The following is a 22,289-nucleotide window of genomic DNA, read 5'->3' on the forward strand; positions in this document are numbered from 1 at the left end:
AAATATACACAACAAGGATTCAACAAAATCTAGGAGGCGAAAAACAGTGGCATTTGAATTTAAACTTCCGGACATCGGAGAAGGTATCCACGAAGGTGAGATCGTTAAGTGGTTTGTAAAACCAAACGACGAAATCAATGAAGATGACGTTTTAGCAGAGGTACAAAACGATAAAGCAGTTGTAGAAATTCCTTCACCTGTTAAAGGAAAAGTATTAGAATTAAAAGTTGAAGAGGGAACAGTTGCAACTGTAGGACAAACAATCATTACGTTTGATGCACCTGGTTACGAAAATCTTCAATTTAAAGGCAGCGAAGAAGAAGGCGAAGCAAAAACTGAAGCTCAAGTACAAGGTACTGCTGAAGCTGGTAACGAGCCAGAGAAGAAAGAAGTGGCACAAGAAGAAGCGGCAGCAGCAACTGGTGCAGGCGCACAAGAGCAAGTAGATGCTGATCCAAACAAACGCGTCATCGCTATGCCATCTGTACGTAAATATGCTCGCGAAAAAGGCGTTGAAATTTACAAAGTTGCAGGTTCTGGTAAAAACGGCCGTGTGTTAAAAGAAGATATCGACAGCTTCGTTAATGGTGGTTCTGCAGCTCAAGAAGCAGCACCTCAAGCAGCTGAAAGTGCGAAAGAAGAAGCAGCTCCAAAAGCGGCAGCAGCTCCAGTTCTTGAAGGAGAATTCCCAGAAACTCGCGAGAAAATGAGCGGCATCCGCAAAGCGATCGCGAAAGCAATGGTGAACTCTAAGCATACAGCTCCTCACGTAACATTAATGGATGAAGTTGATGTAACGAACCTTGTTGCACATCGTAAACAATTCAAACAAGTTGCAGCTGATCAAGGAATCAAGTTAACTTACTTGCCTTACGTTGTAAAAGCTCTAACTTCTGCTTTGAAAAAGTACCCAGTACTTAACACTTCTATCGATGATAAAACAGATGAAGTTGTTCAAAAGCATTACTACAACATCGGAATTGCAGCTGACACTGAAAAAGGCCTGCTCGTTCCAGTTGTGAAAAATGCAGATCGCAAAGCAATTTTCGAAGTGTCTAACGAAATCAATGAGCTTGCAACAAAAGCACGTGATGGTAAACTGGCTCCAGCTGAAATGAAAGGTGCATCTTGCACAATCACAAACATCGGTTCTGCTGGTGGACAATGGTTTACTCCAGTCATCAACCACCCAGAAGTAGCGATCCTTGGTATTGGCCGTATCGCTGAAAAAGCGGTTGTTCGTGATGGCGAAATCGTTGCAGCTCCAGTCTTAGCTCTTTCCCTTAGCTTTGACCACCGTATGATCGACGGAGCTACTGCGCAAAATGCCCTTAACCACATCAAGCGTTTATTGAATGATCCACAATTAATTTTAATGGAGGCGTAATGTCATGGTAGTAGGAGATTTCCCAATCGAAACAGATACTCTTGTCATCGGTGCAGGTCCTGGTGGATATGTAGCTGCTATTCGTGCTGCACAGCTTGGACAAAAAGTAACAATCGTTGAAAAAGGAACACTTGGCGGTGTATGTCTAAACGTTGGCTGTATTCCTTCAAAAGCATTAATCAATGCTGGCCATCGTTTCGAAAATGCTAAGCATTCTGAAGACATGGGTATCAAAGCTGAAAACGTAACAGTTGATTTCACAAAAGTTCAAGAGTGGAAAGCTTCTGTTGTTAACAAATTAACAGGTGGAGTTCAAGGTCTTCTTAAAGGAAATAAAGTAGACATCGTTAAAGGTGAAGCTTATTTCGTAGACAGCAACTCTGTACGTGTAATGGATGAAAATTCAGCACAGACTTACACTTTCAAAAATGCAATTCTTGCAACTGGATCTCGTCCAATTGAATTGCCTACTTTTAAATACACAGACCGCGTGATCAACTCAACTGGTGCTTTGGCGCTTAAAGAAGTACCTAAAAAGTTAGTTGTCATCGGTGGTGGATATATCGGTACTGAGCTTGGAACTGCTTATGCAAACTTTGGAACAGAAGTTGTCATCCTTGAAGGTGGAGACGAAATCCTTCCAGGTTTCGAAAAGCAAATGAGCTCATTGGTTAAACGTAACCTGAAGAAAAAAGGAAACGTTGAAATCCATACAAACGCTCTTGCAAAAGGCGTTGAAGAAAAATCTGATGGTGTCACTGTTACTTTCGAAGTAAAAGGTGAAGAAAAAACAGTTGATGCTGATTACGTACTTGTTACAGTTGGTCGTCGTCCAAACACGGATGAGCTTGGTCTTGAGCAAGTTGGTGTTGAATTGACTGACCGTGGAGTTGTCAAAACAGACAAACAATGCCGTACAAGCGTATCTAACATCTATGCAATTGGTGACATCGTTGATGGACCACCACTTGCACACAAAGCTTCTTACGAAGGTAAAATTGCAGCTGAAGCAATCGCTGGAGAGCCAGCTGAAATTGATTACCTTGGTATTCCTGCTGTTGTATTCTCTGAGCCAGAACTTGCAACTGTTGGGTACACAGAAGCAGAAGCAAAAGAAGAAGGAATCGAAATCGTTGCAGCGAAATTCCCATTCGCAGCGAACGGACGTGCACTTTCTCTTGATGCAACTGATGGCTTCATGAAAATGATCACTCGTAAAGAGGATGGTCTTGTTATCGGTGCACAAATCGCAGGTGTTGGCGCTTCTGATATGATTTCAGAGCTTAGCCTTGCAATCGAAGCTGGAGTGACTGCTGAAGATATCGCAATGACAATTCATGCTCATCCAACTTTAGGTGAAATTACAATGGAAACGGCTGAAGTAGCAATTGGAAGCCCAATTCATATCGTAAAATAATGAACCTATTAAAACCCTCTCCTTGATGGAGAGGGTTTTTTTGAGCGCTCCCATATGAAAAACCCCTCATGAGATGAGGGGCTTTTTCATATGGATATATAAGTGCAAGGTTAGGCCATTAATTTGTATTCACGCGGTCTAAAGCGTGGCATAAGGGCGATAAAATATCCTCTTTGCTGCTGACATTTCCTTCAACCTTCACAATGACTTTTTCATTATTTACAAGTAAAATAGCCGGCAATTCGTCTACTTCATTTTTCCAGCCTTTACGATCTTCTTTCACAATCATCTTTGACATTTCCTTCGGATATTCATTCTTTAAATCGAGGACTGCATCATAATAAGGACTTTCTTTATCAAGATTTTCTGCATCTGTAAAAAAGAGAATTCTTGGTTTCTGAATATGACTGACTTGGTCGGTCTGATTCGGTATGATATACGCAAATGAGCATGAACTAAGTACAAAGAGCATGGGGAATATAATGAGAAGTGACCTCATAAAATTCAATCTATTCACCTCAAAATCCTTTGGGGTTGTCCCAACATTTTTAGGAGCTGGTTACCTGTTAGTCACTCTAGTGTATCATGTCCTTTTTGACAATTTTCGATTGTTACTCAATTGTTACAGAATTGATATGAAGCAAAATACAATTGAAACGTTCCCTCAATATGATGAGAAAAAAGCACATAATCATAAAAAATATTTAAATGTGTCATACAATTAACCGTTGACAACTTAAATGTGACATCATATTATAGAGATATGAAATAGATTAAACGCTTTCAAATTATGAATGAAGAAAAGGGGAATGTACGTGGGTACAATTATTTGTCAAGATTGCAATGAAACCATTGATCAATTTGAAAATGAAAAAGTGACAACGCTATACGGAACGTGTGGTCACTGTCATTGCTGTGATGAAGCCTCTGAATAAATAAAAAAGCATGCAGCCCCAAATGGAGCTGCATGTTTCTTTTTTATAAAATTGGTTTTTGTTCTTTAATCACACGGATCATTTCAAGCGTTGAATCTTCTGGTCCTTGGACAGGGAGACCAATTTCTATGTTTTTAAAGATATATGAGATATTTTCTTCTGTGATAATTTCTCCTGGTATAAAAATAGGAATGCCTGGCGGGTACACCATAACAAACTCTGCGATGATGCGGCCCGCTGCTTCTTTAAACGGAACCACTTTTGTTGTGGCGTAAAAGGCGTCACGCGGCGTCATGGCAAGCGATGGAATCTCAGGCAGCAGGACTTCTGTGACCGCTTGTGTGCCGCTCTCACTTGTAGAGGTTGCGGCAATTTCCTTCATAGCCGTTATAAGCGTATCGATTGTTTCATCAGAATCACCAGGGGTCACAATACATAAAATGTTGTAAAGGTCAGAGAGCTCCACTTCAATCCGGTAGCTTTCTCTCAGCCATTTTTCGACATCATGGCCATTTAGCCCAAGGTCTTTAATTGAGATAATTAATTTCGTTGGGTCATAATCGTACGTAGAAGCTGAACCGAGTATTTCCTTGCCAATACACGTAATGCCATCAATTTGGTTCAAACGGTTTCTCGCTGATTCAGCCAAACGGATGGCTTCATCTGCAAGTGCCTTTCCTTCAGTGGCTAATCGCTTTCGAGCGACATCAAGTGACGCCAAGAGCAAATAAGAAGTAGACGTTGTCGTCAGCATGCTCAAAATCGATTGTACGCGATCTTTTGAGACAAGCCCTTCCTTCATATTTAAAATAGAGCTCTGGGTAAGGGAACCGCCGAGTTTATGGACACTCGTTGCTGCCATGTCGGCACCTGCCTGCATCGCAGATAGTGGAAGCTCATCGTGAAAATGAATATGCACGCCGTGTGCTTCATCGACAAGGACAGGCACATGAAATGAATGGGCAATGTCTACAATCGATTTTAAGTCTGCTGAAACCCCAAAATACGTCGGATTAATCACAAGCAGACCTTTTGCATCTGGGTGCTCCTTGAGCGCCTTTTTCGCTGATTCTGGTGTAATGCCGTGAGAGATGCCAAGCTCTTTGTCTATTTCTGGGTGAATAAAAACAGGAACTGCGCCAGAAAATACAATGGCGGACATAATCGATTTATGGACATTGCGCGGAATGATGATTTTATCTCCAGGTCCGCATACGGTCATCACCATTGTCATGATGGCGCCGCTTGTTCCTTGAATGGAGAAAAATGTATGGTCAGCACCGAATGCTTCAGCAGCGAGCTCCTGTGCTTCTTTTATCATCCCTCGAGGTGAATGTAAATCATCGAGAGGTTCTATATTAATGAGATCAATGCTTAATGCATTGTCGCCAATGAATGCTCTAAATTCAGGGTCCATTCCGGCTCCTTTTTTATGGCCTGGAATGTGAAATTGGACTGGATTGGTTGCTGCATGCTTTTTTAGTCCAGTGTATAAGGGTGTATCATGTTGTGACAATTGCTTTCCCACCTTCATCGAAATACCTGCTATTATTGTGCCAATAACGGCAGATTTCATTGCATAAAACAAAAGAATTATATTATGAACTGATCGGAATGTAAAGCATAAAATCAATCGGTTTCTGATCGAACAGATGCTATAATAAAAGTTCAAATAAGAAATGAGTGTTAAAGTGAGGGACAAGTAAATGGAATATCAATATCCAATGGATGTCGACTGGACGACAGAGGAAAAGATTGCCGTTATTTCGTTTTTTCAAGCTGTTGAAAAAGCCTATGAAAAAGGAATTGCGAAGCAGGAGTTATTAGATACTTATAAACGATTTAAAGAGGTTGTGCCATCAAAAGCAGAAGAAAAGACGCATTGTGCAGCGTTTGAAAAGGAAAGCGGGTATTCTCCTTATCGTACAGTGAAATCTGCAAGAGAGGCAGAAGAGACAGCCGTTATACGTATGTAAGAAAAAACGAGCCTGCATGGGGCTCGTTTTTTTTATACAGATTCTTTTTGTGTAAAGCGGTATAGATAAGTCAACGTGCGGAAGGCATCTTCAATTTTTGATAAGAATTCTTCATTATTCATTTGAACGACTTCTTCTCTAGGCAGCTGAATGCCGCAAAGGAGTTCGGCTTTTTTCACCGTTTGGACACGTTCAAACAGCGTTTTCAGCTGTTCTGCATCGAGCTCGCTGTGACGCATGACATCTGGTTTCATATGGTCTTTAGACCAAACAAAATCTTGCGGTATTTTCTTCTGAATGGTGTCTAGTTCTTTTTCGAATAGCTGACCATACTCGCCTTTCACAGGAGATTCATAAATGAGCGCAAACCATACAAAGACATGAGTTTTCCAAAGCCCAATTTGAAAATGAGGGAGTTTTTTATACCCACGCTTGCTGTTTGCAAAAGCAACCCACGTATCATTTGGCGGATTGACTGATCTTCTAGCATGCTTTGCGACGTGTACAAACATTTCGTCTCCTGTAATAGAAGAAAGAAGTGGTGCAAAGTGTTCACCAAGTGCCTCAAGCTTTGGACGGACTCTTTCTTTTAATACGGTCATTCGTTCATCTAAACCGTCAACTGTAAATGTCTCAAAATCTTCATCTCTAAAACGCATTTCACTCATATTATGCCTCCTGTATTCTTTCGCTGATCATATTTTATCATAGCTTGGGTTAAGCTCAAAAAAAGATGCACCAACAGATCAAAGATTGTAGAGGAAATAGGGCAGCGTTTAAAAACAACGATTTTGTGGTACATAACAAATAGGTAAAGACACAATTTTTAGAATGTCGTTGCGGTTATGCGATCGCTTCATACGATATAAGCAAGAACCAATTCTCTTATCGATTGAATTTTTTATCAATGAAAACTGACAAGGAATGAATCATTCTCTGGAAGGGGCGTTGACCAAATGAAGCAAATCGTGAAGCAGGGGTATAGACAGGAGAAGAAGAATCGCATCGCTGTGTGGAGATTAGAGGTGGATTATGAGCTTTCTACGCTTCATGAAGCCATCGAGCAAAAAGATGACATCCAAATCGAACGCAGCAAACGAAAGCTTGAGCGCCTAAGAAAAGAATGGGAGCAGCTTAAAGGGTAAAACAAGGTGAGGTAAAAACGAACCAATTCATCGGTTCGTTTTTGTATGAAGCTGCTTTTTTCTTGCTTTTACGTACATAATATCAGTATGCTAAAACAAATAGGTATTACATAGAAAAGAGGTTTACAGTCTGATGACAAACTGGGTGGAAATTGACCGTCTTGCAAAGCTTTGGGTAAAAGAAGCAGGAAGCCGTATTAAAGCGTCCATGCAGGAAGGTCTATCAATTGAAACAAAATCAAATCCAAATGATCTTGTCACAAATATCGATAAAGAAACAGAACGTTTTTTCATTGAAAAGATACAATCGACATTTTCAGATCATCACATTTTAGGAGAAGAGGGACAAGGGGAAGAGGTGACCTCGCTGGATGGGATTGTGTGGATCATTGATCCAATCGATGGCACAATGAACTTTGTCCATCAAAAACGCAACTTTGCCATTTCCATCGGGATATTTGAAAATGGCATAGGGAAAATCGGTCTCATTTATGACGTCATTCATGACGAGCTTTACCATGCGGTCAAAGGGGAAGGGGCCTATATGAATGATACCCTGCTTCCGCCATTAAAAGATGTAGCGATTGAAAAAGCCATTGTCGGCATTAACCCGACCTGGGCGATCGAAAGCCCTTATTTTGATGCTAAACCGTTTGCCCGTCTCGTGCGTGATGTGAGAGGGACGAGAACGATTGGATCAGCTGCCCTTGAGCTCGCTTATATCGCAAGCGGCAGAAGTGACGCATACGTTACGTTAAGGCTTGCGCCGTGGGATTATGCAGCAGGGTGTTTGCTTCTAGATGAAGTAGGGGCTGTCTACTCAAATATACATGGAGAACGCCTAACTTTTCTAGAGAAAAACAGTATCGTCGCCGGAAATCGATCCGTTTGTGAAAAGATTTTACACGATTACATAAAAGGCAGTGGAAATAAAAAAAAATAAACCAAATCACTTAATGAGAATGAAGTGATTTTTTGTGTTTGATGAAACTTTTTGGTAACAAATGACTAGTTGTCGATAAGAAAAAGTCAAGTGATCATTCTTTATTGGCTGAAATAAAAAACCCCCATCTGGGCGAACCAGATGGGGGTTTTTTGCTTAGCTTAATTTTTCTTTTGCCATTTGAACTGCATCATAGAACGTTTTTAATTGCTCTTGAGGAATTTTCTTAAGCATTTGGTTGAAAACAAGTAATTCAGTAGAGCTGAATCCAAGACCTTTTGCAATTTTTGAATCAATTACAACGTTTCCTTTTTTGTCTAAAACAAGTGCATCACCAGCAAGATCAGCAAGTCTGATCACTGATTTGAAAAGTTTTTCGAATTTAGCTGCTTCTTCTTTCGTAAGACCAAGTTCAACAGCTTTTGCTGCATCAAAGATCAATTTCCCTTTTTCGTTTTTAGTGATGCTTTCACTGAAAACGATTGTAAGAACAGCTGCGCGATCTAAGAATTTCTCAGCAGTCGCCGCTTCTTCTTCAGTTAGTCCGAGCTCAACAGCTTTTTTCACATCAAATGTGTAGCTGTTGTCTTCTTCAACAAATGAATTGATGAGAATGTTGATGACGCGCTCGTTTTTCTCCAATAATTCTTTAATGATTTGCTGCTGTTCAAAAGGAATCCCTTTGAAAGTTGCAGCACTTGCTTGCCCAGGAGCTACTGTTGTGAAAGTAAGGATAATAGCTAAAGCGAAAAATACAACAGAGCTGAGCGATTTGCTCAAAAACTTCTTCATGCTTCTTTTCTCTCCCTTTTCTGTTAAATTTTGTTGCAAGAACAGCATACCATGAGAAACTTTGTGGAAGAATAGGAAAATTGTAACTTTATGTTTGGTTTTGGAGAACTATAAACGTTATTGTCGAAAAATGAAGAGGTTCAGATTGCTTACTTTTGCCAATTCTATATGATATGTTTTGTCTCTACACTCGAGCTTTCATAGGTGGTTGGTCTTATTTTTACTCAAAATAAAAAGCCTTCTACATGTAGAATGTAAAAGGCTTTTGAGGAATTTTATGATTGCACGTTTAATTTTCTTTTTAATGTAAATCCTGTGCCCATGAAAATCATGGCGAACATAATACTTAGACAAATACCCAGCACGTTTTTTTCTGCAAGAGATACCCCAATAAACGCCATACTGACAACTGCAAGTAATGCACATAATAATAGAAGCCATTTGATTTGTTTCATTTGTCTCCATCCCTTTTTTTAGAGTTAATATAAGTTTACAGAAAAACGATCGGCATTTAAAGGGGATTGTGATATAATATGAAAGTTATCTAATTATTTTAGGAGATGAAAATGTGAAACTTCGAAAAGATCTTCGCAACATCGCAATTATTGCCCACGTTGACCATGGTAAAACGACGCTTGTTGACCAATTGCTCCATCAAGCTGGTACTTTCCGTGCGAATGAAAATATCGCTGAGAGAGCCATGGATTCAAATGATTTAGAGCGAGAGCGCGGTATTACGATTTTAGCTAAAAATACTGCGATCCATTATAAAGATACACGCATTAATATTTTAGATACACCAGGACACGCCGATTTCGGTGGTGAAGTTGAGCGTATCATGAAAATGGTAGATGGTGTACTTCTCGTTGTGGATGCTTATGAAGGCTGTATGCCTCAAACACGCTTTGTGCTGAAAAAAGCACTTGAGCAAAACTTAACACCAATCGTTGTTGTCAACAAAATTGACCGCGACTTTGCTCGTCCGGCTGAAGTAGTCGATGAAGTAATTGACCTGTTCATTGAATTGGATGCAACTGAAGAACAGCTTGAATTCCCAGTTGTCTATGCATCAGCAATCAATGGTACAGCAAGTAACGATGCGAGCAAGCAAGATGAAAACATGGAATCTTTGTTTGAAGCCATTGTTAACCATATCCCTTGCCCAGTTGATAACCATGAAGAGCCGCTTCAATTCCAAGTGGCACTACTTGATTACAATGATTATGTTGGAAGAATCGGGATCGGCCGTGTCTTCAGAGGAACAATGCAAGTAGGACAGCAAGTGGCCTTAATGAAAGTTGACGGCAGTGTGAAACAATTCCGTGTGACAAAGATTTTTGGTTTCCAAGGGTTAAAACGAGTGGAAATCAACGAAGCGAAAGCAGGAGATCTTGTTGCTGTATCGGGAATGGAAGACATCAACGTAGGTGAAACGGTTTGTCCGGTAGAACACCAAGAGGCCCTGCCAATCCTTCGTATTGATGAGCCGACACTTCAAATGACGTTTGTTGTAAACAACAGCCCATTTGCAGGCCGTGAAGGAAAATACGTGACATCACGTAAAATTGAGGAGCGCTTAGAGCAGCAGCTTCAAACAGACGTCAGTCTTCGTGTGGATCCAACTGATTCACCTGATGCTTGGGTTGTATCTGGACGCGGAGAGCTTCACTTATCCATTCTTATTGAGAATATGAGACGTGAAGGATTTGAATTACAAGTATCGAAGCCAGAAGTTATTGTAAAAGAAGTTGATGGTGTTCGATGTGAGCCTGTTGAACGCGTTCAAATTGATGTACCAGAAGAGCACACTGGCTCTATCATGGAATCAATGGGCGCAAGAAAAGGTGAAATGATTGACATGATCAATAATGGTAACGGTCAAGTTCGCCTGATCTTTACAGTGCCATCACGTGGTTTAATCGGATATACAACTGAATTTCTTTCATTAACTCGTGGTTTTGGTATTTTAAACCATACGTTTGACAGCTACCAGCCAATGCAGTCTGGCCAAGTTGGCGGACGCCGTCAAGGTGTACTTGTTTCAATGGAAACAGGTAAAGCGACTGCTTACGGAATCCAAGGCGTTGAAGAGCGCGGTGTGATCTTCGTTGAGCCGGGTACTGAAGTATACCAAGGAATGATTGTTGGTGAGCATAACCGTGAGAACGATCTTGTTGTCAACGTGAGCCGTATGAAACAACAAACAAACGTACGTTCAGCGACGAAAGATCAAACGGTGAGCATGAAGAAACCACGTATTATGTCACTTGAGGAGTCTCTTGAGTACTTGAATGAAGACGAATACTGTGAGGTTACACCTGAATCGATTCGTTTAAGAAAGAAAATTTTAGATAAAAACGAACGTGAGAAAGCAGCGAAGAAGAAAAAGCTAGCAGGATTATCGTAATTCCATGAAGAATTAAAAAGATAGAACCCTGAAAGATAAGGGGAGGGAATCTTTTTGAATGATCAGGAAGTAAGTGAAAATCTATCCTTTTTCGCGATGCTGTTTCGTGTCGATGAAAATCCGCATACAGGGATGTGGCTCCTATATGGTACCATCCTTGTTTTAGCGATTATTGTTTTTAAGCTCGGCTTTGCTAGACGTTTACCGATTTTAAAAGCACTCGTGATTTACTTGTTTTTGATTTTTGGCTGCACGTTTCTCACATTTCTAGGAATCTTTCTGCCAGTAGCGGAAGGCCTAGTCGTGGCAGCTGCCATTTTGATTATTTATAAAATACGGCTGCATCGTGCAAAAAAAGAAGGAACAGTGAATACGTAAAAAAAGACCTGAACATGTGTCAGGTCTTTTTTATGTCTTTTGTTCTTTTTTTCCTTTTTTCTTCTTTTTCTCTTTCGTCGCAGGATCTTGATAAAGAGAGAATCTGCCAGTTTTGATGCGTGCTTCTGTCTTTACTTTAATGCGTTCCTGACAGTCATCGCACATATATGTATGAATCGGTCGATTTCTTAACCGCTTAGCAACGAGTGTATCATCATCAATGGTTTCAAGCTTCTCACATAATGAGCACTTCACTCTCATCATTTTCACCTCACTTATTGCATTTATTATAGCATGTTTTCTAAGCACTTGAAATCAGCGTAGAAAAAGGCTTATATCACAGGAGATATAAGCCGTTCTCTTTATTTCTTCTGATTCATATGATGGTTTGATTGATCATTTTGATGTTTGTCTAACTGCTTTTGATCGTTTTGTTTGAGCTGATCATTTGGCTCATTCGTCGGGTCTTTTTCGTGACGATCGATTTCATTTCTCGGCATCTCTGGCATCACGCGGCCGACAATGGCAGCTAGTTCATCCATAATACCACTTACAGGACGGCCTGCTTGTATTTCTTTGCCCATTTCTTTTAACCGGCTGACTGTATCCGGATCAGCGACTACAACAGCATTCGCACCTTCTGGGTCATTTTTCAGCGCTTTTGCAACTGAATATTTAATGGTTTCTACTTTGCTTCTATCTAAATCATCTTTTACATCAATACCAACAACAGCATAGCGGCCGATGACGATCGCCGTTGCATCATTGACATCTGCTACGTTCTCTGTCACTTTGACAAGATGCTGCGCAACATCTGTGGATGACCGGGCTTGATTGGTCTTTTTCTTTGTTGAGTCTGACACCCGTACTACGTGCTGGCGTCCATCTTGCTTGTCCAGTGCTTCTGGCTTTTCCTGCTGCTGGCAAGCGCCCAACAGAATGATGGCTTGAATCATGAATAATGTCATAAATAGTCGCATCTATATTCCCTCCTTCACAAACTGCATGATTTATTTTATTGTTGAATTAACCTTCTAACTTTATTCATGAAAACATATATTTTAACAATCGTTTTGGGAAAGACAAGGATGAATGAAACCCCGATCAGGAGGCGAAGGACCTGAGTAAAATTTATGTATTAGACACAAATGTGTTATTACAGGATCCGAATTCAATCTTTTCATTTGAAGACAACGAGGTCGTCATACCAGCCGTTGTGTTAGAAGAAGTAGACTCGAAAAAGAGATATATGGACGAGGTTGGGCAAAATGCCCGGCGTGTCTCACGCTTAATCGACGGTTTAAGATCGAAAGGGAAACTGCATGAAAAAATTACACTAGAATCAAAAGGGACGCTGCGCATTGAACTGAATCACCGCTCCTTCCATGAGCTTCAAGAAATTTTTATTGAAAAAACGAACGATAATCGGATTTTGGCAGTCGCGAAAAATTTGAGCTTAGAGGAAGAAACAAAACCTCATGGCCGGCCTGTCATTTTGGTCAGCAAGGATGTCTTAGTGCGGGTAAAGGCGGATGCTATAGGGCTTCAAGCAGAAGACTTCTTAAGTGACCGTGTTCTGCAAAATGAAGACATCGATAATGGCTATCATGAGCTCTACATTCCGACTGAGCAATTGAATACATTTTATAAGCAAAATCAATTACCAATAAAAGAGGTCACAAGTGCACCATTCAACCCTCATCAATTTGTCATCATGAAGGGAAATGAAGGCGGTTCTGCTTTAGGAATGCTTGATCAAAAGGCAGAGCATGTGAAACGTCTCGTTTATGATCAAGAGTATATTTGGGGAATCCGTCCAAAAAATGTCCAGCAGACGATGGCACTCGAGCTGCTTTTGCGCCGTGATATTCCGCTCGTGACGCTGATCGGAAAAGCGGGGACTGGTAAAACATTGCTTGCACTTGCTGCCGGATTAATGCAGACAGAGGACCTCGGTATGTTTAAAAAATTGATCGTGGCGCGCTCAATCGTACCTGTTGGGAAAGACTTAGGCTACTTGCCAGGAGAAAAGGAAGAAAAGCTCAGACCATGGATGCAGCCGATCTATGACAACCTAGAGTTTTTATTTAATACAAAAAAGCCTGGAGAGCTTGATGCGATTTTGGCGGGAATTGGATCTATTCAAGTCGAAGCATTAACGTATATCCGGGGAAGAAGTATACCTGATCAATTTATTATCATTGATGAGGCGCAGAATTTAACAAAGCACGAGGTGAAAACATTATTAACGCGAGTCGGAGAAGGAAGTAAAATTGTGCTGATGGGAGATCCAGAGCAGATTGATCATCCTTATTTAGACAGCTTAAATAATGGGCTTACGTATGTGATCGAGCGGTTCAAAGGACAGCAAATCTCTGGACATGTCAAGCTTGTCAAAGGAGAAAGGTCTGGACTTGCACAGCTTGCCGCTGATTTGCTATAGTCCAGACCCTCTGACTTATGTAATCATCAGCTCTTTGACACCTTTTATCGGCTGAGTGAGGTTGGACTGATCCGCGAAATAGACGTGGATTGGTCCTTCTTCTGTGATTGGCTTACCATTTTGACTGAAATGAGCAATGCTCTCCATTGCCTGAGAAAGCGGCACAGCAATTGTACCTGTTTCTGTGACAAATTCGCATGTATCCGCATGTTCAAGCGGCTCAGCATTTTTTAGCATATCGCCAAGCTTCATCCCGAAGCTGCCTGTGACGAGTCTTTCCTTTTCATACTTCTTCTCTGTTTTTAACGTGGGTGGAAGTGTCTGACCTTCTCTTATGACCCGCTCTTGGTCAAGCTCCTGATCTAGCTGATTCTCTTCACTTTCTGCACTTTTTTCAAAGAATGAATCCATTAAAAATTTACGGTCATCAAAAATCCATACACTTGGATCAATGGTGATCTTGTACTGTACGTTCCCCTTGATTTGAATGATGCTCATGTTCAAGACAACCCCTTTCCAACATAAATTATAGAAGTTTTCCCCCGCTTTGTCACTTTCATAAACATGCGTCTCCTTGTACACACTAATCTTACATGAAGGATAGGGAGGATATTAGGCATGGCATGTCGCGACAATGAAGAGCTTCAGCGATTTGTAGAAGAAGCAAAAAAAGTGGCCAAAGATGGTCAAGTAGCATCCTATATTCCCGCACTCGGCAAAGCGGATCAGACGGATTTATCTGTGGCTGTGTATCATGTGAGTAATACGTGCCACTCGGCAGGAGATGTAGATAAACGGTTTACTCTTCAAAGCATTTCAAAAGTATTAGCACTTGCGCTCGTGCTCTCAGAAGAAGGACCAAAAAAAGTATTTCAATTTGTTGGACAAGAACCAACAGGTGACCCGTTTAATTCGATGATCAAACTGGAAACAGCGAGCCCGAATAAACCGCTGAATCCAATGATTAATGCAGGGGCGCTCGCAGTCACGAGTTTAATCAGAGGAGCGACTCCGCAAGATCAGCTGAGCCGTTTGCTTGGCTTCATTAGAGAGCTGGCAAATGACAAAAGCATTACATACTGCAAAGAAACAGCTGCCTCCGAATTTGAGACATCCATGATTAACCGGGCGATGTGCTATTATATGAAGCAATATCATATTATTAGAGGGAACGTAGAAGAAGTCATGGACGTCTATACGAAACAATGTGCCATCATGATGAACAGCTTGGATTTGGCGAAAATTGCTTGTGTTTTTTCATTAGACGGCAGACATCCAGAGACGGGTAAGCAGATTCTTTCGAAAGATGTCGCTAGAATTTGTAAAACCTTTATGGTGACGTGCGGCATGTACAATGCGAGCGGAGAATTTGCCATTAACATCGGAATTCCTGCTAAAAGCGGTGTCTCAGGCGGGATTATGGGGGCGGCACCATATGATTTCGGGATCGGTATCTTCGGTCCAGCTCTGGATGAAAAAGGGAATAGTATTGCTGGGATTAAGCTGCTTGAGCTGATGAGTGAAAAATATGAGATGAGTATCTTTTAATGAAGGAAGGCTTCTTTTTATTTTTACAAAGCGAACTGTACAAATCTGCTTGCAATTTTGGGCGTTTCGCTTTATGATAAATAGAAGAATTAGGTACTCGCCTGGGGAACGGAGGGATACTTTTGGCGTCAGAAATTTTAGTCGATCATCGGCAAAAAGCACTGGCTTTATTAAAATTGGATGCAGATAAAATTTTAAAATTGATCCAAGTGCAAATGGACAACTTAACGATGCCGCAATGTCCTCTTTATGAAGAGGTTTTAGATACTCAAATGTTCGGATTATCGAGAGAAATTGATTTTGCTGTCCGGCTTGGATTAGTTGATCAACATGAAGGTAAGAAACTACTCGATAAACTTGAGAGAGAGCTTTCCGCACTTCATGATGCGTTCACAAAAAAATAATGATTGAAAACTCAAACTTCCTCAACATAAGTTTGAGTTTTTTTGTCCTCTATTTTCTTTTCATTGATTGATGTCAAACGGACTTGATTCTTTCATGAATGACGAACAATATAAAAGAGGTAAAACGAGATCAAACGGAGAAAATGTAGTAGAATAAAAACAGCTAAGAGGATATCAAGCAGTAGAAACAGACGTTAGGAAGAGGATTATATGTTAAAGAGAATGCTAAAATCGTATGACTACTCATTATTGTTCGCCATTATCTTAATTAGCGCATTCGGTTTGGTCATGGTGTATAGCTCAAGTATGATTACATCTGTGATCAGATACGATGCCGCACCAGATAATTTTTTTAAGAAACAGCTTTTATTTATGATCGTTGGAGCGGTCATCTTGTTCTTTACAGCACTAGTTCCATATCAGCTGTTTTCAAATAAGAAATTCCAGATCGGTATGCTGCTGCTATCAGTGTTTTCACTCATCTATGTGTACTTTGGCGGTCATATTGCAGGGAACGCAAGAAGCTGGATCAAAATAGGCCCATTTAGTCTTCAGCCAGCGGAATTTGTGAAGATTGTCGTCATTATCTATCTTGCTGCTGTGTATGCAAAAAAGCAGCATTATATTGATCATATTTTAAGAGGAGTCACACCTCCCATCGTGATTGTCTCGATCTTATGCGGATTTATCATTTTGCAGCCAGACTATGGGACAGCCTTTATCATTGGCATGATTGCTCTCGCGATGATTTTATGCTCAGGGTTTAGCGGGAAAACACTTGCGAAGCTGCTGGCGCTATTTAGTGCCGTGATGGTCGTCGTGACCCCATTTATTATTCTTTTTTGGGATAAAATTTTCACGCAAAATCGTCTCGGGCGTTTTGAGAGTTTCCAAGATCCATTTAAAGATGCAGGGGCGACTGGACATCAATTGATTAATTCCTATTACGCTATTGGATCAGGCGGCTTTTTTGGACTGGGTCTAGGAGAAAGCGTTCAAAAGTACGGATATCTTCCAGAGCCGCATACAGATTTTATCATGGCGATCATTTCAGAAGAGCTTGGCTTTTTCGGTGTATTTTTTGTTCTCGCTCTCCTTGGCTTCATCGTCGTGAAAGGTTTTTATATTGCAAGAAAGTGTGAAGATCCATTTGGAAGTTTGCTTGCAATAGGAATTTCCTCCATGATTGCGATCCAAACATGCATTAATTTAGGCGGTGTTTCAGGTCTGATTCCGATTACAGGGGTCACACTTCCATTTATCAGCTACGGGGGATCGTCCATCATTTTACTTAGCGGCTGTATGGGAATATTGCTGAATATCAGCATGTTTACTGAATATAAAGAGCGTTACAAAAAGAAAAAATCAATGAGCAAGCCATCAGTTCAAAAAAATGGATTGCAGAAAACTTTGAATCTTTAGAAAACAAAAGTGTACAGTTTTCATTTCTTCCTTTATTATAGAGTACATATAAAATTTTAAGGGATATGGAGGAGTGAGAAATGTCACAGAGAACAATTCAAAAGGTTCTAGTTGCAAACAGAGGGGAAATTGCTATCAGAGTCTTCAGGGCCTGTACGGAGCTCAATTTACGTACAGTGGCCATTTATTCCAAAGAAGACTCGGGCTCTTATCATCGCTATAAAGCAGATGAAGCATATCTAGTTGGAGAAGGGAAAAAACCGATTGATGCCTACCTTGATATCGAGGGGATCATCGAAATTGCAAAACGAAATGACGTGGATGCGATCCATCCAGGTTACGGATTTTTATCTGAAAATATTCATTTTGCAAGACGATGCGAAGAGGAAGGCATTCAATTTATCGGTCCAACTTCTCAGCATTTAGATATGTTTGGAGATAAAGTAAAGGCAAGAGATGAAGCGAAAAAAGCTGGAATTCCAGTCATTCCAGGAAGTGACGGACCAGTTGATTCGGTCAAAGAAGTCGAAAAATTCGGTGAAGAATACGGTTACCCGTTTATTATTAAAGCTTCACTAGGCGGCGGCGGCCGAGGTATGCGGATTGTCAGAACGAAAGAGGAGCTGAAGGAAGCCTATGACCGTGCGAAGTCAGAGGCAAAAGCTGCTTTTGGAAATGACGAAGTATACGTTGAAAAACTGATTGAAAATCCGAAACATATTGAGGTGCAGGTGATTGGTGACAATCACGGCAATATCATTCATTTATATGAGCGTGACTGCTCTGTTCAAAGGCGGCATCAAAAGGTCATTGAAGTGGCGCCAAGTGTGTCTCTTACAGATCAACTGCGTGAAGATATTTGCGAAGCGGCTGTTCAGCTGGCCCAGAATGTATCGTATATCAATGCAGGGACTGTAGAATTCCTTGTCGCAAATGGAGAGTTTTACTTTATTGAAGTCAATCCAAGGGTACAGGTAGAACACACGATCACTGAAATGATCACAGGTGTCGATATCGTCCAAACCCAAATTCTTGTCGCAAAGGGTCATGACCTTCACAGCAAGGAAGTCGGTATACCAAAGCAAGAAGATATTTTTACACATGGCTTTGCCATTCAATCAAGGGTCACAACAGAAGATCCTTTAAATGATTTTATGCCAGACACAGGAAAAATTATGGCCTACCGTTCAGGTGGGGGATTTGGTGTACGACTTGATACAGGGAACAGCTTTCAAGGTGCAGTCATTACACCTTATTACGATTCACTATTGGTCAAGCTGTCCACATGGGCGCTCACATTTGACCAAGCGGCTGCTAAAATGGTTCGAAACTTACAGGAATTCAGGATTCGCGGGATTAAAACAAACATTCCGTTTCTTGAAAACGTGGCAAAGCATGAGAAGTTTCTAAAAGGGGAATACGATACGTCGTTTATCGATTCAACGCCAGAACTATTTAATTTCCCTAAGCAAAAAGACCGTGGAACGAAGATGTTGACTTATATTGGTAACGTGACCATTAATGGGTTCCCTGGTATAGCGGAGAAAAAGAAGCCTCATTTTGACAAGCCAATTGTACCGAAGCTTCCTCTACATCAAGAGATTCCGTCTGGGACAAAACAATTGTTAGACACACATGGACCTGAGGGCCTTGCCAATTGGGTGAAAGAACAAAATAGCGTCCTTTTAACAGATACAACCTTTAGGGATGCACATCAGTCTCTGCTTGCGACACGCTTCAGAACACATGATTTAAAGAAAGTTGCCCAGCCAACAGCAGGTTTATGGCCAGAGCTGTTTAGTATGGAAATGTGGGGCGGCGCTACATTTGATGTTGCGTACCGTTTCTTAAAAGAAGATCCTTGGGAACGATTAAAAGAGCTACGCCAAGAAGTACCAAACACGTTGTTCCAAATGCTTTTAAGATCATCAAACGCTGTCGGATATACAAACTATGCGGATAATGTGATTAAAGCATTTGTAAAGGAGTCGGCCGAAGCAGGCATTGACGTGTTCCGTATTTTCGATAGCTTAAACTGGGTAAAAGGCATGACGCTTGCCATTGATTCTGTTCGTGAATCAGGCAAAGTGGCAGAGGCAGCCATTTGTTATACGGGGGACATTCTTGATCCATCTCGTCCGAAATATGATCTTGAGTATTATGTATCTCTTGCGAAAGAGCTTGAATCTGCCGGTGCACATATTTTAGGTATTAAAGATATGGCGGGATTATTAAAGCCGCAGGCAGCTTATGAGTTAGTCTCTGCTTTAAAAGATGAGCTCACGATCCCTATCCATCTTCATACGCATGATACGAGTGGAAATGGACTGTTCACCTATGCAAGAGCGATTGATGCAGGCGTTGATATTGTGGATGTGGCCGTCAGCTCTATGGCAGGACTCACATCGCAGCCAAGTGCAAGCTCACTGTATTATGCTTTAGATGGACATGAAAGAAAGCCAGACATGAACGTCCAATCTGTCGAACACCTTTCTCAATACTGGGATTCTGTCAGAAAATACTATCGTGAGTTCGAAAGCGGCATGAACTCACCTCATACAGAAATTTATGAGCATGAAATGCCTGGCGGTCAGTATAGTAACTTGCAGCAGCAGGCGAAAGGTGTCGGACTTGGCGACCGCTGGAACGAAGTAAAAGAAATGTACAGACGTGTGAACGACATGTTTGGTGATATTGTGAAGGTCACACCTTCCTCTAAAGTAGTTGGAGACATGGCACTTTATATGGTGCAAAATGATTTAACAGAGGAAGATGTCTATGAAAAAGGAGCAACATTAGACTTCCCGGATTCTGTTGTGGAATTATTTAAAGGCTATTTAGGCCAGCCGCATGGCGGATTCCCTAAAAAATTACAAAAGCTGATTTTAAAAGGAGAAGAACCGCTCACTGTCAGACCTGGTGAGAAGCTGAAGCCAGTGGACTTTGAAGACATTAAGCAGCAGTTCAAAGAATCTCATGACCTGACGCTGACAGAGCAAGACGCGATTGCGTATGCCTTATATCCAAAAGTCTTTTCTGAATTTGTCCAAACAGCAGAAAGCTATGGGGACATCTCTGTTCTTGACACTCCAACGTTCTTCTATGGGATGAGGCTTGGTGAAGAGATTGAGGTAGAAATTGAAAAAGGAAAAACCCTCATTGTTAAACTCGTGTCAATTGGAGAACCGAATCCAGATGCCACAAGAGTTCTTTACTTTGAGCTAAATGGACAGCCGCGTGAAGTCGTGATTAAGGATGAAAGCATCAAATCATCCGTTCAAGAAAAGATGAAGGCGGACCGTTCAAATCCAAATCACATTGCCGCATCAATGCCAGGCACTGTTATCAAAGTGCTCGTGGAAAAAGGACAGAAAATCTCGCAAGGTGAGCATTTGATGATCAATGAAGCCATGAAAATGGAAACGACTGTACAAGCGCCATTCACTGCGGTCGTAGATGAAATACATGTGACAAATGGAGAACCGATTCAAACCGGTGATCTGCTGATTGTGTTAAAGCCTGAATAATAAGTGAGACACATCCATCGTGATGTGTCTTTTTTTGAGCGCATTAAAATGTGCAGCAGCCTGCGAGAGTAATTACACTATAGAGTGAGGTGAAGAAAGTTGGAAATTGTTGTGATTTGGTTTCGCCGAGATATGCGATTGGATGATCATATCGCCTTATCAAAAGCGATCACATATGCAAAAAAACACGAGTACAAATTATTGGCTCTTTATCATCTAGATCCATTTTTTACTGAAATGGAACTGGATATAAACAACGAACATTTCTTTCAAAACTTGGCGCATTTCGTCAAGGAAGCGAGAGAATCTCAAATTTATGTTCACCTTCTCCATGATGATGTCCTGCGCGCCTTTCAGCAGGTCATGGATGTGTATGACATCAAAGCCGTCTTTTTTAATGAAGATGAAGTGGGTATCGGCCAAAGGCGTGACCAGCAAGTAACCGATTTTTTAGAAAAGAAGGCCATTCATGTGTCAACGTGGCAAGATACACATCTTCACGGGGCACGAGATATTTTAAAAGCAGATGGCTCACAATATCAAGTGTTTACCCCATACTATCAATCATGGCGGAAGCAAGAGAAGCAGCCTGTGATAAAAGTTGACAAATCATTTTTCAGCAGTGAGCATACGATTTGTGATGAGTCACTTTCGCAAAAAGGAAATGACAAACTGCGAGACTTGTTAAAGGGCTGCTCAAGGAAGTTTGATCAAATCGGCTCTGACAAAGCGATGAACACGCTGCATCGCTTTATCCAAAAAAGATTAACGCGTTACCATGAGAAACGAGATATTCCGTCTCTTTTTGGAACGAGCAAGCTGTCGCGTTTCTTAAAAACAGGCACTATTTCGATCCGAACGATTTTTCATGCGATGTATGAAGAAGCACTATTTGAAGACGAGGGCAGAGAGACCTTTATCAAAGAGCTGGCATGGCGCGATTTTTACCAAATGATTTATGCACATTATCCAGAGATGAAAGAAAAAGAAATCAATTCGGCATTTCAAGGAATGAAATGGAATGAAGATGAGGCGCTGTTTGAAGCTTGGTGTAAAGGGGAAACAGGCTTTCCGCTCGTTGATGCAGGGATGAGACAGTTAAATGAGGTGGGCTGGATGCATAACCGCTTGCGAATGGTCACAGCCTCATTTTTAACAAAGGATTATTTGATTGATTGGAGAAAGGGCGAAGCGTATTTTGCAAAAAAACTTGTGGATTATGATGAGGCGTCAAATATCGGAGGATTTCAGTGGGCTGCCTCTGTCGGGACAGATGCCGTGCCGTACTTCCGTATTTTTAACCCAACGACCCAGTCGAAGCGATTTGATCCGAGCGGGGAATATATTAGAAGATATGTACCAGAGCTAGAGCATGTCGATGAAAAGTGGATACATGAACCAATTAAAATGCCATTAGATGAACAACTGAAATCGGAATGTGTGCTAGGTGATACATACCCGCTGCCGACAGTTGATCATCAGGAAAGACGCAAAAAAGCCATTTCGCTATTTGAAGAAGCAAAACAACAATAAAACAAATCCCCCATTCCGCATGAAAGGGGGAT

At 41.1% G+C, this 22,289-nt stretch carries 22 protein-coding genes; 14 read left to right on the forward strand and 8 right to left on the reverse strand.

The features are described 5' to 3' along the window. Positions 1-46 precede the first annotated feature (46 nt). Together MKZ03_RS06785 and lpdA are read left to right on the forward strand one after the other, a co-directional pair. On the forward strand, positions 47-1,387 hold the full coding sequence (locus MKZ03_RS06785; RefSeq protein WP_024426891.1) for a dihydrolipoamide acetyltransferase family protein: 1,341 nt from the start codon (positions 47-49) through the stop codon (positions 1,385-1,387). 4 nt (positions 1,388-1,391) lie between these two features. Further along, the gene (gene lpdA / locus MKZ03_RS06790; protein ID WP_034662665.1) at positions 1,392-2,804 is read left to right on the forward strand and encodes a dihydrolipoyl dehydrogenase; all 1,413 of its coding nucleotides are present in this window, start codon (positions 1,392-1,394) and stop codon (positions 2,802-2,804) included. Positions 2,805-2,922: 118 nt separating this feature from the next. Here lpdA and MKZ03_RS06795 read toward each other — a convergent pair whose 3' ends face one another. Then, positions 2,923-3,303 (reverse strand): hypothetical protein, encoded by a 381-nt coding sequence (locus tag MKZ03_RS06795; protein ID WP_223251442.1) that lies wholly within the window; start codon positions 3,301-3,303, stop codon positions 2,923-2,925. Positions 3,304-3,619: 316 nt separating this feature from the next. Between MKZ03_RS06795 and MKZ03_RS06800 the strand changes: the two genes are divergently transcribed. Continuing rightward, positions 3,620-3,739, forward strand: coding sequence for a GapA-binding peptide SR1P (locus MKZ03_RS06800; protein WP_003212464.1), 120 nt, complete (start codon positions 3,620-3,622; stop codon positions 3,737-3,739). 43 nt (positions 3,740-3,782) lie between these two features. Here MKZ03_RS06800 and MKZ03_RS06805 read toward each other — a convergent pair whose 3' ends face one another. Then, positions 3,783-5,255, reverse strand: a complete 1,473-nt coding sequence (locus MKZ03_RS06805; RefSeq protein ID WP_340972623.1) for an aminotransferase class I/II-fold pyridoxal phosphate-dependent enzyme — start codon at positions 5,253-5,255, stop codon at positions 3,783-3,785. A gap of 190 nt (positions 5,256-5,445) precedes the next feature. Here MKZ03_RS06805 and MKZ03_RS06810 point away from each other — a divergent pair, with 190 nt between their 5' ends. Next, positions 5,446-5,715, forward strand: a complete 270-nt coding sequence (locus tag MKZ03_RS06810) for a UPF0223 family protein (RefSeq protein WP_060596166.1) — start codon at positions 5,446-5,448, stop codon at positions 5,713-5,715. 32 nt (positions 5,716-5,747) lie between these two features. Here the strand turns inward: MKZ03_RS06810 and MKZ03_RS06815 are convergent, their stop codons facing one another. Further along, entirely contained in the window at positions 5,748-6,383 is a 636-nt protein-coding gene (locus tag MKZ03_RS06815) for a DUF1054 domain-containing protein (RefSeq protein ID WP_095285103.1), read from the reverse strand. 288 nt (positions 6,384-6,671) lie between these two features. Between MKZ03_RS06815 and MKZ03_RS06820 the strand changes: the two genes are divergently transcribed. Together MKZ03_RS06820 and MKZ03_RS06825 are read left to right on the forward strand one after the other, a co-directional pair. Then, on the forward strand, positions 6,672-6,860 hold the full coding sequence (locus MKZ03_RS06820) for a hypothetical protein (protein WP_003211901.1): 189 nt from the start codon (positions 6,672-6,674) through the stop codon (positions 6,858-6,860). A gap of 133 nt (positions 6,861-6,993) precedes the next feature. Next, on the forward strand, positions 6,994-7,803 hold the full coding sequence (locus MKZ03_RS06825) for an inositol monophosphatase family protein (protein WP_340972626.1): 810 nt from the start codon (positions 6,994-6,996) through the stop codon (positions 7,801-7,803). Positions 7,804-7,959: 156 nt separating this feature from the next. Here MKZ03_RS06825 and MKZ03_RS06830 read toward each other — a convergent pair whose 3' ends face one another. Continuing rightward, on the reverse strand, positions 7,960-8,595 hold the full coding sequence (locus MKZ03_RS06830) for a hypothetical protein (protein ID WP_106071528.1): 636 nt from the start codon (positions 8,593-8,595) through the stop codon (positions 7,960-7,962). Positions 8,596-8,870: 275 nt separating this feature from the next. Next, positions 8,871-9,050, reverse strand: a complete 180-nt coding sequence (locus MKZ03_RS06835) for a DUF5325 family protein (RefSeq protein ID WP_034662648.1) — start codon at positions 9,048-9,050, stop codon at positions 8,871-8,873. Positions 9,051-9,163: 113 nt separating this feature from the next. On the opposite strand from MKZ03_RS06835, the gene typA reads away from it, so the two are divergent. Together typA and MKZ03_RS06845 are read left to right on the forward strand one after the other, a co-directional pair. Continuing rightward, positions 9,164-11,002, forward strand: a complete 1,839-nt coding sequence (gene typA, locus MKZ03_RS06840; RefSeq protein ID WP_034662645.1) for a translational GTPase TypA — start codon at positions 9,164-9,166, stop codon at positions 11,000-11,002. A 96-nt stretch (positions 11,003-11,098) separates the two neighbouring features. Continuing rightward, complete coding sequence (locus MKZ03_RS06845; protein ID WP_400559233.1) at positions 11,099-11,380, forward strand: YlaH-like family protein; 282 nt, start codon at positions 11,099-11,101, stop codon at positions 11,378-11,380. A gap of 30 nt (positions 11,381-11,410) precedes the next feature. On the opposite strand, the gene MKZ03_RS06850 is transcribed toward MKZ03_RS06845, so the two are convergent. Together MKZ03_RS06850 and MKZ03_RS06855 are read right to left on the reverse strand one after the other, a co-directional pair. After that, the gene (locus MKZ03_RS06850) at positions 11,411-11,641 is read right to left on the reverse strand and encodes a YlaI family protein (RefSeq protein ID WP_012009835.1); all 231 of its coding nucleotides are present in this window, start codon (positions 11,639-11,641) and stop codon (positions 11,411-11,413) included. A gap of 101 nt (positions 11,642-11,742) precedes the next feature. Then, positions 11,743-12,360: a YhcN/YlaJ family sporulation lipoprotein gene (locus MKZ03_RS06855; RefSeq protein WP_034662638.1), complete on the reverse strand. Its 618-nt coding sequence runs from the start codon at positions 12,358-12,360 to the stop codon at positions 11,743-11,745. Between the two features lie 140 nt (positions 12,361-12,500). On the opposite strand from MKZ03_RS06855, the gene MKZ03_RS06860 reads away from it, so the two are divergent. Further along, a complete protein-coding gene (locus tag MKZ03_RS06860) occupies positions 12,501-13,823 on the forward strand; it encodes a PhoH family protein (RefSeq protein ID WP_106072252.1) in 1,323 nt (440 codons plus the stop codon). A gap of 15 nt (positions 13,824-13,838) precedes the next feature. Here the strand turns inward: MKZ03_RS06860 and MKZ03_RS06865 are convergent, their stop codons facing one another. Further along, positions 13,839-14,321 (reverse strand): hypothetical protein, encoded by a 483-nt coding sequence (locus MKZ03_RS06865; protein WP_034662633.1) that lies wholly within the window; start codon positions 14,319-14,321, stop codon positions 13,839-13,841. Positions 14,322-14,441: 120 nt separating this feature from the next. Here MKZ03_RS06865 and glsA point away from each other — a divergent pair, with 120 nt between their 5' ends. From glsA to MKZ03_RS06890, 5 genes are all read left to right on the forward strand, one after another. Beyond that, positions 14,442-15,371, forward strand: a complete 930-nt coding sequence (gene glsA, locus MKZ03_RS06870; RefSeq protein WP_034662630.1) for a glutaminase A — start codon at positions 14,442-14,444, stop codon at positions 15,369-15,371. Positions 15,372-15,493: 122 nt separating this feature from the next. After that, positions 15,494-15,775, forward strand: coding sequence for a YlaN family protein (locus MKZ03_RS06875; protein ID WP_003212509.1), 282 nt, complete (start codon positions 15,494-15,496; stop codon positions 15,773-15,775). A 210-nt stretch (positions 15,776-15,985) separates the two neighbouring features. Beyond that, positions 15,986-17,197, forward strand: a complete 1,212-nt coding sequence (gene ftsW, locus MKZ03_RS06880; protein WP_034662626.1) for a putative lipid II flippase FtsW — start codon at positions 15,986-15,988, stop codon at positions 17,195-17,197. A gap of 80 nt (positions 17,198-17,277) precedes the next feature. Then, positions 17,278-20,724: a pyruvate carboxylase gene (pyc, locus tag MKZ03_RS06885; protein WP_341031381.1), complete on the forward strand. Its 3,447-nt coding sequence runs from the start codon at positions 17,278-17,280 to the stop codon at positions 20,722-20,724. Between the two features lie 99 nt (positions 20,725-20,823). Further along, on the forward strand, positions 20,824-22,257 hold the full coding sequence (locus MKZ03_RS06890) for a cryptochrome/photolyase family protein (protein WP_341031383.1): 1,434 nt from the start codon (positions 20,824-20,826) through the stop codon (positions 22,255-22,257). Positions 22,258-22,289: the final 32 nt, after the last annotated feature.

The sequence above is a fragment of the Bacillus sp. FSL R5-0431 genome, assembly GCF_038002985.1.
Classification (GTDB): Bacteria; Bacillota; Bacilli; order Bacillales; family Bacillaceae; genus Bacillus.